Raw genomic sequence first — 11,759 nt, 5'->3', positions numbered from 1 at the left:
TTTAGCCTTGTAAGTAAAGATAATCATAGTGTACCAGTGCTTTTTGGTTTTTTTGGCCAATGCGTTCACGGGCCTTATCTGCCCCATACTCGGCGATGCCTAAGCCAATAAGCTTATCGGTATCATCTATCAGTTTAATAATATCGCCTTTTTTAAAGTCGGTTATTACTCCCACTATGCCAACCGGCAATAAGCTGGTTGCTTTGTTTGAAATGAGTGCAGCTTTTGCACCTGCGTTAATGAGTACGCTCCCGGTTGCTGATTTTTCGGAGTGGGCAATCCACTTCTTTTTGCCTGATGCTGTTTTATTGGGAATGAAACGGGTATGCATAACCTGGTTTTCCAAAACATCGGTTAAGATCTGATTCCGTTTACCATTGGCTATGTGCACCGAAATGCCAAGCTGTGCCGTTTTTTGTGCCATAGTTGATTTGGTGATCATACCTCCGCGCCCAAATTGCGAACGGCCCGAGGATACAAAGGTTGAAAAATCAAGCTCATTACCGCTAACTTCGTCTATCACTGCCGAACCTGCTGCTTTTGGATCACCATTGTAAATACCATCAACGTTGGTGAGGATGATGAGCGCATTAGCATTAAGCATAGAAGCTATGAGGCCCGCCAATTCATCATTATCGGTAAACATTAGTTCGGTTACCGATACTACGTCGTTTTCGTTTACCACTGGGATCACCTCATATTGCAGCAAAGCCTCAAGGCAGTTTTTCATGTTGAGGTAATGCATCCTGTCCCTGAAATCCTCGCGCGTAACCAAAACCTGCGAACATAATATCTGAAACTGCTCAAACAGGTGCGAATAGGTATTGATCAGTTTTACCTGCCCAATAGAGGCCAGCACCTGGCGGGCAGCAACAGCATCTGATTTTTCTGCGACAGAGATCAAACTGCGGCCGGATGCTACAGCACCCGATGAAACCAGTATTACTTCAATGCCTTGCTTTTTAATCGCAGCTATCTGTTCAACCAAATGGGTTATTCGCGGCAGGTCGGGGAGCCCGTTTTCCTGGGTAATAACATTTGAGCCGATTTTGATAACGATGCGTTGATAATTAAAAGCCATTAGTATAGTACAGGTTGAGGCTTCAATATTACAAATTTGGAAGAAATTAGGCTTTGTTTATTTTGAAATATCCAGTAAAGTGATCGATTTTATAGTGAAATGATGCAAAAGTCATCAAAAATTTAAAAAAATAGAGTAGAAGACTTGACAGTCAGTATTAAATTTATATTTTTGTCGACTAATTCTATAGACAATGTATCATATTAATGCAATTGCCGTTCAGTCCATGTTAAAAATGCAGCTCCTAACTGCAGTGTGTTGTTGTTGAGCGTACCTTCATCAACGATAACACAACTACTAATCACAATTTTAATTACCACCACACCAATTACTTCATGAAAATTTTTACAAACTTAGTTAGAATAGTTGTGCTTTTCCTGGTACTATTACCGGGGATAAGTTATGCACAGCTTAATGGCTCATATATATTGAGCGGCAAGGTAAACGACGATCAGGGTAAGCCGCTGATAGGGGCAACCGTATCTATAAAAGGTACAACCAACAAAACATCAACGGATACCACAGGTAAGTTTTCGTTAACCACAAGCGCCAAGCTGCCTTACACCCTTGTTTTCACAGCAGTAGGTTATCAGCCTCAGGAATTTTATATAAAAAATGCTAACAGCGCAGTAAACATCACCCTCACAACACAATCATTGCTGGTTAATGAGGTGGTGGTAACGGCATCCCGTAAGGAGGAAAAGCTGCTCCGCTCGCCGGTGGCTATTGAAAAATTAAGTATCACGGCGTTAAAGCAATCGCCAGGCCCCAGTTTTTATGATGCTTTGGAGAACGTGAAAGGCGTACAGATGACAACCACCAGTATCACCCTTAAAGTGCCAAATACCCGTGGTTTCAACAGCCCGAACAACTTCAGGTTTATGCAGCTGGTTGATGGTGTTGATATGCAGTCGGCTACACTGGGTGTGCCGCTTGGAAACGCTATTGGCCCAACCGAATTGGATATTGCCAGTGTGGAAATTACTCCCGGCGCTGCTGCCGCTCTTTATGGTACCAATGCTATTAATGGTTTATCAAACCTGTTCACTAAAGATGCTTTTAAATACCAGGGCTTAAGCTTTTACCATCGCCAGGGTTTAAACCATGTTGGTAAAGACCGCTTAGGGGCAAGTTCGCTTACCGAAGATGCTTTAAGATATGCCAAAGCATTTAACGATAAATTTGCCGTTAAAGTGAACTTTAGTTATTTGCAGGGACAGGATTGGCAATCAGATACCCGTCTTGATCAAAATCCAACCAACCTTAAATCGGCCAACCCTGCTTATCCTGAATTAACAGGTACCAGCAACGCGGCTTATGACGGCTGGAACAAATACGGTGACGATGCCCTTGCAGGCAGTAACACAGTATCAATAAAAGGTATCACCGTTGATGGTAAAGCCCGCCCTAACCTTACCGTTGCCCGTACAGGCTACAATGAGGTTGACCTGGTTGATCCGCACGTGAAAAACTTAAAATTGGATGGAACTTTATCTTATAAATTATCACCAGGCACCATATTGTCTTATACCTATCGCTATGGCAGGCTTGATGGCGTGTTTCAGCGCGGCAACAAAATCTCGTTACAGGGAGCAACAGTTCAGAATCATAAAATTGAGTTAAAAGGAAAAGATTTCCTGGTGCGTGGTTATGAATCAATAGAAAACACCGGCAACTCGTTTAACGTGAAGCCACTGGCCGATAACCTCGACCTTAATCATGCCAGTAACTCGGCCTGGGCAACTTTATATGGTAATGCTTTAAAAGCTTATAATGGTGGCGTGCTTACATCTGCAAATCTTGCTGCGGCTGAGCAGGCTGCCCGTGCTGCTGCTGATAACGGCCGTGTTGAGCCGGGTACCCCTGAGTTTGATGCTTTGAGAAAAACTATTATTGGTATTAATAATTGGGATATCAAATCGAGCCTGATCCCTAACGCCCCGGTTACCGGTGGTGCGGCGTTGGTTCAAAAAAGCCATATGTATAATGGCGAGGCCCAATGGGATTTGAGCAGCAAGGTTAAATTTGTTGACCTGTTGGTTGGTGCCGATGTGCGTGTGTACAGCATCACACCGGATGGAAATAACTTCGTGGATTTTAGTCGCGCTATTGCCGACAGGAATACTCCATTGGCCGATGGCTCCTTTGGTAAAGATGTGATCTACAAAAAATATGGCGCCTTTACCCAGGTTACCAAAACCTTTTTTGACGAGAAACTGAAAGTATTCGGCTCAATCCGGTGGGACCGTAACCCGTACTTCGATCCTAAATTTACACCGCGTTTAGCTGCTGTTTACACTGTTAATCAAAATCATAATTTCAGGTTTACATTCCAGAACGGCTATCGTTTCCCTTCATTGTTTGAGGCTTTATCATACGTAAATAACGGTAGGGTAAAACGTGTAGGCAGTTTGCCGTTCATTAACGAAGGCTTAGGTTATCTTGGCAATAGCTATACTCAAACATCGGTGGTAGCATTTAATGCAGCCGTGAATGCTGCAGGCGGCTCAGATCAGGCAGCTTTAGCTAACCGGAACCTGTTAAAAGTAGCGGACCTGCCACCCGCCCGCCCGGAGCAGATCACTTCATTTGAAGTTGGTTATAAAGGCATAGTAGCCGATAATAAAGTGTTCATTGATATTGACGCCTATACCAATCGCTATGACGGCTTCCTTGGCCAAGTGCAGGTATTTGTACCAAATGGTGCTACTGTAGGCTCAGATGCAGCTGTATTATCAATGCTTGATATTAACCGCGATCCTACTATAGGTACTTCAAGTAATGCCGCCAGCCAGGGCCAAAGCAGGTACCGCGTTTATACCAATGCTAAGAACATCTATCACAATTATGGTTCATCTGCAGGTATCACTTACAATTTCTACCAACACTACACGGTATCGGGTAACGTAAGCTTTAATAAATTAAAAGCTCAAACAGCTTCAGATATATTTGTTACAGGCTTTAATACTCCTGAATGGTCGGGCAACGTATCGTTTGGCAACCGCGAAGTGGTTAAAAACTTTGGCTTTAATGTGGTTTACAAATGGCAGCAGTCATACCTGTGGGAGAGCCCGCTGGTTACCGGTACTGTGCCTTCAATTAAAACAGTTGATGCGCAGGTTACTTACCGCGTGCCTTCATATTATGCAACATTTAAGTTAGGCGCTACTGATATCTTTAACAAAAGGTATTACCAATATGCTGGTGGCCCAACCATCGGTGGTTTATACTATGTTTCGGTAACGCTTGACGGCTTATTAGCAGGTAATAACAACAAGTAAGAGCTTTTATTACGTTTTATATAGTTTGTAAGGGGACGGGGCGATAAGCTTAATCCCCTTTTTTTGACCGTTGATTTTAGGATTAAAGGATTACCTTGAGTTTTATGTAGAGTTCGGAACACCTTAATCAGACAATACATGGCCATCCCATCATCCTAAAAATCATGGTTCAGTAAAAAAGGCCAACTAATCTTCCGACCAATTGACCTACGTATAAAAAAAGCGTCTTTGACCTTAATTTGCCTGATTAGAGGATTTTCATGAATTGGTTGATTGCTTCAACTTTCATATTTTTCAAGGCAATCCTTTAATCCTAAAAATCAAGGTTTTGCTGTCTCATGCAAACCACATTCTTTTTTGGATTGATCTTCCCACCACCAGCGGCCGGCACGGAAGTCCTCGCCTTCGGCTACCGCACGGGTACATGGCATACAGCCTATACTTGGGAAGCCTTTATCGTGCAATGAGTTATAAGGAATATTGTATTGTTTGATATAGGCTTTTACCTCGTCCAGTGTCCAGTTGAAAATTGGGTGGAACTTTACCAGTTGGTTTTGCTCATCCCATTCCATGTCATGCATATCATGACGGTTAACCGATTGCTCGGCGCGGATGCCGGTGATCCAAATCTTATTGCCTTTTAAAGCGCGCTTAAGCGGTTCAATTTTACGGATGCCGCAACATTCCTTGCGGTTTTCAACCGACTCGTAAAAGCTGTTAGGGCCTTTTTTGCTTACCATCTCTTCCAATAGTTCATTATTCGGATAGTAGGCATGTATAGGTTTTTGATACCTATTCATGGTTGCGGCCCAAACCGAGTAAGTTTCGCGGAAGAGTCTGCCAGTTTCAAGCGTGAATACTTTAATTGGCAGATTATTGGCAAAGATCATATGACTGATCACTTGGTCTTCCCAACCAAAGCTGGTTGAAAATATAACTTCACCGGGGAAAAGCTCTGCCAGTTTAGTCAGGGCTTCAACCGGATTAAGTCCGGTAGTTGCACCTTGTATTTGTTGTAATGCGGTGCTCATTTTATATAACCTTAGTAACAAACATAATGATTGAACGAATGCTGATGAGGATTACGATTACCGATACCGCCACCATGATAGTTTTTGCTGAGATCTTGTTAGAGATCTTAGCTGCAATTGGTGAAGCAAGTGCACTGCCTAATATGAGCCCCGCTACAGCCTGCCAGTGATCGCTGCTTACCATAGCAATAAAGGTTATTGAACCCATCATCGCCACAAAAAAGCGTGAAAGTTTAACAGTGCCTAATGAAAAACGAGGGCTGCGGCCGCCGGCTATGAGGGTAGATAGCACGATTGAACCCCAGCCACCGCCGCCAACAGCGTCAATAAAGCCGCCGCCTAAGCCAAGCATTGAAATACGTTTTACTTTGTCGGCAGATTTTTTCTTTTGCGTGTTGAAGGCCTTCCTGAATATCACTATACCTAATATCAGTGTATAAACTGATACAACAGGTTTGGTATACATGCTATAATGCTCAAGTGATGATAACAGGTAAGCACCCGTTACAGCACCGATAATACCCGGTATAACCAGTAGTTTAAATAGCTTCCAGTTGATGTTACCCATTTGGTAATGCATCCAACCAGCTATACCACAACTCAATATCTCCGATAAATGAACTCCCATACTGGCCGAGGCAGGGGGGATACCCATGGAAAGTGAGAATGTAGTTGACGTAACACCGTACGACATGCCAATGGCGCCGTCAATCATCGCAAATACAAACCCGGCGCCTAAAAAGTAATAAAAAATAGGATCGATGCCGGTTACGAAGTTCTTAAAGTTGGGCTCTTTCAAATAAAGTGCCGTTATACCAATGGCCAACGATACAATAATGGTTGACCAGATAAGCCAGATGAAGTTTTTCCGGCTGGCGGCCTTGGACTCGACCAGTACAGATGTTACACTATTTAGTTTTTTTACCTTGTCGGCAAAGTCGCCTTCAAGGGTATTTCTTAGTTCGCTCATTTGCTGCAAAGTGATGTCAAGCTCGGCAGGAAGGCTTTCGTTTAATACTTCTTTTAATCGTTTTGCCACGGTGGGTGATTTTCCATTGGTAGATATGGCTAATTTCAGGTCACCCTTTTGCACTATTGATCCCAGGTAAAAATCACATAATGCAGGCTTATCGGCTACATTGATCAGTAGCTTTCGGTCGTGAGCTGCGTTGCGGACATAACTGTTGAGTTCACTGTCGTTAGTAGCAGCAATAACAATATCTGCATTGTTCAGGTCATCATCTGTAAATGATTTTTGTACAATACGGATACCGGAATATTGCGATGCAAGCGTATGTACCTCGGGCAAAAACTCGCGCGAAATAACGGTTACCCTCGCTCTGTTGCTGTTATTAAGTACAGCGGTAAGTTTTTCCAAACCAACATTACCGCCGCCTATAAGCACAGTATGCAAGTCATTCAGTTTTAAAAAAACAGGGAAAAGCTGATTGCCTTCCTGTTTCATATCCTGAATATTGGTTAAACTCCTATCCCCGGGCAACAACGTCATAAACTTCTTGTATCAGTTGGAATTTTGGATGAAGCGACACTACCTCGCCTAAAACAATAATTGCAGGCGATGATATCTTATTTTCTTCAACAGCATTAACAATAGTATCTATCGTAGCAACAGCGATTTTCTCATCATCTGTCGATCCGCTTTGAATAACGGCTACCGGTAGTTTGTTCTTGCCTTGTAATTTAAATATTTCAGTGATCTCGGCCAGTTTATGGATCCCCATTAATACAACCACGGTAGCATTTGAGCGTGAAGCATCAATAAGATCGTTAGAGATCTTGCCATTTGCAGTAGTGCCTGTAACTACCCAGAAACTTTCGCTTAAACCACGATGCGTAACAGGGATCTGCTGTAATTCGGGCACGGCTATCGAGCTTGAGATGCCAGGAATAACCGAAGCCTGTATCTTATGCGCTGCAGCAATAATGAGTTCCTCGTATCCGCGACCGAATACAAATGGATCACCGCCTTTTAACCTAACCACATGGCCATAGTTTTTGGCATAATCAACCATAAGATTGTTAATAGCTTCCTGCGAAAAGGTGTGATCGCCTGAACGTTTGCCAACGTAAACTTTTGTTGATGTTTCGGGAGCGTATTCAAGCAGTTCTTCATTAACCAACGCATCGTATAAAACAACATCGGCTGTTTTTAAAGCTTTGATGGCTTTCACGGTTATCAGGTCGGCATCGCCGGGACCGGCACCCACCAGGGTAATGCGCGGTACTTTTATATTTTTATTGTTATCAGTCATTACTGTACAAGCGCCTCTCTCTTATCCTTGCTTCTGCTTAAAAATTCTGTAGCCTGAGCTAAATATGCGGTAGCAAATTCTTGCGAAGGCTCATTTTGATTGAGCTGTAAAACAAGATCATTAAATGTTCCGTTCAATTCAAATTCGCCTTTTTCAACGTATTGGGCATCAAATTCTCTGATCACGCCAATTTGTGTACTGCTGTTAACGCCTTTATCAAGCAATAAAGCTTTTGCTGAGCTTACAAAAACATTGTAGGCGTGGTAAATAGCATCGGCCCAGCGGCCATCAGCATAAGCTTCGTTAGCCCAGCCTAATTTTTCTTCCGATTCAAACAGGAGGGTAGCTACCAGGTCGATGATCACACCGGCGCATTCACCTACGCCTATAGCGGTAACAAATGTTTCCTGGTGACCCCAGTCAATGTATTCGTCATCGGTAAGGGTGGTTAAGTCGGCAAGTGGTTTTAGCAAACGGTAAAAATAATCTTTACCCTGCCTGTCGTAATATTCATGGTAAGTTTCACCCTCGGGCGAAAACTCTTTATAGTCGTTCAATAACCACCTTAACACGTCGGTAGCACGTTTGGTAGGTACTTTGATCACCCTTTCGGCAGCGCGCCCAACACCATCGCCAACGGTACCGCCGCCTAACATCACCTGTACCGAAGGTAATACTTTAGCACCCGCTTTAAGCGAGCTGCCGTGAAAACCAATATGCGCCAAACCATGCTGACCACATGAGTTCATACAGCCGCTTATTTTGATTTTGATTTCGCGATTATAGATAAAATCTTCGTATTCGTTATAGATCAAGTCCTCAAGTACCCTCGCCATCGTCATGCTGTTGGAGATGCCAAGGTTGCAGGTATCTGTACCCGGGCAGGTGGTGACATCGGCAATACTGTCAAAGCCAGGCACTGCCAGTTCAAGCTTCGCTAAGCCTTCATATAAAGCAGGCAGGGCTGCTTGGTGAATGTATTTTAAAAGCAATCCCTGGTTTTGAGTAATACGGATCTCGTGACCAACCAATGGCTCCAGCGTTTTAACCAGCGCACGGGCAGTATCAGATGAGATATCGCCTACAGGCACTTTAATATACACGCCGTAAAAACCTTTTTGCTTTTGCTCAAAAACGTTGGTAGCCAGCCATTGCTCATAGCGCAATGGGTTGCTGATGGTTACCTGAGGGTAGCTATCAGTTGGCGGCAAGGCAGGTGCATCAATAGCATTACGGTTAATAGGGTATGATTTCACCTTATTGGCAGTACGCTCGATTTTGGTTAAACGTAATACTTCATCCAAACCTAATTTTTGGATGAGGTATTTCATACGGGCTTTGTTGCGGTTATTGCGTTCGCCGTAACGGTCAAAAACACGGATCACTGATTCGATATAAGGGATCAGCTGATCTTCCGGTAAAAACTCTTCAACAATACTGGCTAAAATTGGCTGTGCACCTAAACCGCCGCCAAGCATGATCTTAAACCCACGTTCGCCATTGGCATTTATTTTAGGGATAGCGCCGATATCATGAATGTATGAAAACGCTGTGTCCTCATCGCTTGACGAGAAAGAGATTTTGAATTTGCGGCCCATTTCCTGGCATATCGGGTTACGCAGAAAATAATCAAACGTAGCATATGCGTAAGGGGAAACGTCAAATGGTTCTTTTGGGTCGATACCTGCAGTAGGAGAGGCTGTAACATTACGCACGGTATTACCACATGCTTCGCGTAGGGTGATGTCATCTTGTGCAAGCTTAGCCCAAAGCTGGGGGGTACGGTCAAGACTTACATAGTGGATCTGGATGTCCTGGCGGGTGGTAAGATGGAGATTACTGCTGCCAAATTCATCAGAGATTTCGGCAATTTTTAATAACTGCTTAAAGCTAACCTTACCGAATGGCAGCTTAATCCGCACCATTTGCACGCCCGGCTGACGCTGCCCATACACACCACGAGCTAAACGTAAACTTCTGAATTTTTCATCATGAATTTTACCTTCACGAAAAGCATGGATCTTTTTTTCAAGATCGATAATATCCTTCTCAACAATGGGGTTCTCCAGTTCTGTTCTGAAGCTCTGCATATTTTATGTATTAATCTTTTATAAAAAAGCCCCTTTGGCTGTGGCTAAAGAGGCATATATGGTTAAAATTACGTTTACAGCCCCGCCTTGCCGTTGCACATATGGCAATAGACAAGTTGGTTATAGTAAGTAATATTAATGCTCTCACGATTCATTTCCCAAATATATATATAGTATACGGAAAAAGTAGTATTTAAATTAAAAAAACTGCGTTATGACAGTTTTATGAAATTTTTAATTTAAACGCTGATGAGAGTGGTTTCGCGTTTGATGATATCTGCGATGCTGGTTTCGCTTAATATTTTAAGCGTAGCGTCCCTTACATCAACAAATACATCCCTTATGCCGCAAGTGCTTTCCTGATGGCACTCATCACATTTGTGGTAAAAGTTTAAGCTGGCACAAGGCACCATTGCAATAGGGCCATCGGTTATACGCATGATACTTACCAGGAATATTTCTTTGGGATCGCGGTTAAGACTGTAGCCACCGCCGGCACCTTTTTTACTGTACAGAAACCCTGCATTGCGCAAATCAAGCAGTATTTGCTCCAGAAACTTCTTGGGGATCCGTTCAATTTCGGCAATCTTCGAAATTTGCATAGGCGGCTGGTCCATGTTTTTGCCAAGAACCACCAGTGCCTTTATAGCATACTTAGTTTTTTTTGAAAGCATTTTCTAAAATAAAACTCACAAAGGTAAATAAAGATATTCTCTAAATTAACTATTTTTTCGAGTAATATTATAGATTATATAGAAAGGATATTTTATACAGACATTGTTATATAAAAGTTACAACTGATGCCTGTCTGAATGACCGAGGCTTTTACCCGGGTTTACCTTATCACGAACAGCCTGTTTTAGCTCTTTGATTTCCGGGAAATGGCCATCACGCTTGCGGTCAAACAGTGTTTCTTCATCAACGGTTATCGTATACCTGCCGCTTACTTCACTTGGTTTTAAGGTAACACCATTTACATCATCGGTGAATGTTGTAAGCAGTTCCTGCGCCATGTAAGCGGCGCGCATCATCCAGTTGCATTTAGGGCAATATTCAATAGTTATGGTTGGTTTCATTCTGTTGTTATCGGTTTCTTTACTACAATAAATCTTTCTTCGGTATGGGTACTTAAAACATCAAGTTCATCACCCACCGAAATTATGCCGGTATTTTCATGTACCAGATTTTGCCCAAACATGATCTTGTTGTTTTTCATGCGATAGGAGGCAAGGGTTTTTAAAGGCTCCTTGGCTTTTACAGCTGTGTGCTGATCAATAGTAGTAAGCACACAGCGTGCACAAAGCTTTGCCCCGTAAAAGGTTATGCCTGCTATTTCAATCTCATTCATCAGGTCTTCGCTATAAGCTTCGCCTCCGGTAAAAACTATGTTTGGCCGAAAGCGGTTCATTGGCAATGGCAACGTCATCCGTTTGTTAAGATCATCAAGCGAAGCCTGCCCGATGAGCAGGAAAGGATAGGCGTCGGCAAATGACGTGATCATACCGGGTTTTGCGTAGCGTTGGTCAACTTCGCGCTCGCTGTCGTCGGGCATGTGAACGAGGCGGCATTTTATATTGAGCGCCTGGCTGAACCACCGGTCAAATTCTTCATTCACGTATTGCCCCATACAGGTATCATCCCAAACTGCAAACTGCTGCAAGGATTTTCTTTCGCCATTAAATGGAATTAATAATGATCCGCCCGAATGATGATGTACAGCTATACCATCAGTTTCTACTGTGGTTTTGATCAGAGCCATCTGCGGAAACTCACGCTGGGTTATAAAGTGCCCGTGTTCATTAACCAGCATCCAACGCCTGTCGTGTTGTAAACCACGGCGGGTAACCTCCGCATTTTGCACAGCAACGCCGCTCAATGATTTGATAGGGTAGATGTATAATTCGCTTACTTGTAGCATGGGGTAAAAATAAATAAAAGAACCATGATTTTCAGGATTAGACGATTTCATGATACCTAAACCAGAAATTATAATCTTGATAATC

General features: G+C 43.0%; 9 protein-coding genes. 1 reads left to right on the top strand and 8 read right to left on the bottom strand.

Annotated features, from left to right (window positions below; translation table 11 throughout):
- Position 1 precedes the first annotated feature (1 nt).
- A complete protein-coding gene (gene proB, locus ACP26M_RS09925) occupies positions 2 to 1,081 on the bottom strand; it encodes a glutamate 5-kinase (protein WP_426588417.1) in 1,080 nt (359 codons plus the stop codon).
- A gap of 335 nt (positions 1,082 to 1,416) precedes the next feature.
- On the opposite strand from proB, the gene ACP26M_RS09920 reads away from it, so the two are divergent.
- Positions 1,417 to 4,362 (top strand): TonB-dependent receptor, encoded by a 2,946-nt coding sequence (locus ACP26M_RS09920; RefSeq protein ID WP_426588415.1) that lies wholly within the window; start codon positions 1,417 to 1,419, stop codon positions 4,360 to 4,362.
- Positions 4,363 to 4,682: 320 nt separating this feature from the next.
- On the opposite strand, the gene ACP26M_RS09915 is transcribed toward ACP26M_RS09920, so the two are convergent.
- The 7 genes from ACP26M_RS09915 to ACP26M_RS09885 all read right to left on the bottom strand — a co-directional run bounded on the left by ACP26M_RS09915 (position 4,683) and on the right by ACP26M_RS09885 (position 11,674).
- Entirely contained in the window at positions 4,683 to 5,393 is a 711-nt protein-coding gene (locus tag ACP26M_RS09915) for a phosphoadenylyl-sulfate reductase (protein WP_426588413.1), read from the bottom strand.
- 1 nt (position 5,394) lies between these two features.
- Entirely contained in the window at positions 5,395 to 6,858 is a 1,464-nt protein-coding gene (locus ACP26M_RS09910) for a TSUP family transporter (protein WP_426588411.1), read from the bottom strand.
- A gap of 22 nt (positions 6,859 to 6,880) precedes the next feature.
- On the bottom strand, positions 6,881 to 7,666 hold the full coding sequence (cobA, locus tag ACP26M_RS09905; RefSeq protein ID WP_426588409.1) for a uroporphyrinogen-III C-methyltransferase: 786 nt from the start codon (positions 7,664 to 7,666) through the stop codon (positions 6,881 to 6,883).
- The gene (locus tag ACP26M_RS09900; protein ID WP_426588407.1) at positions 7,666 to 9,756 is read right to left on the bottom strand and encodes a nitrite reductase; all 2,091 of its coding nucleotides are present in this window, start codon (positions 9,754 to 9,756) and stop codon (positions 7,666 to 7,668) included. The genes cobA and ACP26M_RS09900 overlap by 1 nt, the downstream gene beginning before the upstream one ends.
- A gap of 239 nt (positions 9,757 to 9,995) precedes the next feature.
- The gene (locus ACP26M_RS09895; protein WP_090525408.1) at positions 9,996 to 10,430 is read right to left on the bottom strand and encodes an RrF2 family transcriptional regulator; all 435 of its coding nucleotides are present in this window, start codon (positions 10,428 to 10,430) and stop codon (positions 9,996 to 9,998) included.
- Between the two features lie 117 nt (positions 10,431 to 10,547).
- The gene (locus tag ACP26M_RS09890) at positions 10,548 to 10,832 is read right to left on the bottom strand and encodes a SelT/SelW/SelH family protein (protein ID WP_413323074.1); all 285 of its coding nucleotides are present in this window, start codon (positions 10,830 to 10,832) and stop codon (positions 10,548 to 10,550) included.
- On the bottom strand, positions 10,829 to 11,674 hold the full coding sequence (locus ACP26M_RS09885) for an MOSC domain-containing protein (RefSeq protein ID WP_426588405.1): 846 nt from the start codon (positions 11,672 to 11,674) through the stop codon (positions 10,829 to 10,831). Before ACP26M_RS09885 ends, ACP26M_RS09890 begins: the two co-directional genes overlap by 4 nt.
- Positions 11,675 to 11,759: the final 85 nt, after the last annotated feature.

It is taken from the genome of Mucilaginibacter sp. R-33 (assembly GCF_049949235.1).
Classification (GTDB): Bacteria; Bacteroidota; Bacteroidia; order Sphingobacteriales; family Sphingobacteriaceae; genus Mucilaginibacter.
This window is presented reverse-complemented; position numbering and strand designations above follow the sequence as displayed.

What these genes read in the sequence shown, in the direction of transcription:
- proB (WP_426588417.1), bottom strand. Translation starts at nt 1,081, where the DNA reads ATGGCTTTTAATTATCAACGCATCGTTATCAAAATCGGCTCAAATGTT.
- cobA (WP_426588409.1), bottom strand. Translation starts at nt 7,666, where the DNA reads ATGACTGATAACAATAAAAATATAAAAGTACCGCGCATTACCCTGGTG.
- ACP26M_RS09900 (WP_426588407.1), bottom strand. Translation starts at nt 9,756, where the DNA reads ATGCAGAGCTTCAGAACAGAACTGGAGAACCCCATTGTTGAGAAGGAT.
- ACP26M_RS09895 (WP_090525408.1), bottom strand. Translation starts at nt 10,430, where the DNA reads ATGCTTTCAAAAAAAACTAAGTATGCTATAAAGGCACTGGTGGTTCTT.
- ACP26M_RS09915 (WP_426588413.1), bottom strand. Translation starts at nt 5,393, where the DNA reads ATGAGCACCGCATTACAACAAATACAAGGTGCAACTACCGGACTTAAT.
- ACP26M_RS09890 (WP_413323074.1), bottom strand. Translation starts at nt 10,832, where the DNA reads ATGAAACCAACCATAACTATTGAATATTGCCCTAAATGCAACTGGATG.
- ACP26M_RS09910 (WP_426588411.1), bottom strand. Translation starts at nt 6,858, where the DNA reads ATGAAACAGGAAGGCAATCAGCTTTTCCCTGTTTTTTTAAAACTGAAT.
- ACP26M_RS09920 (WP_426588415.1), top strand. Translation starts at nt 1,417, where the DNA reads ATGAAAATTTTTACAAACTTAGTTAGAATAGTTGTGCTTTTCCTGGTA.
- ACP26M_RS09885 (WP_426588405.1), bottom strand. Translation starts at nt 11,674, where the DNA reads ATGCTACAAGTAAGCGAATTATACATCTACCCTATCAAATCATTGAGC.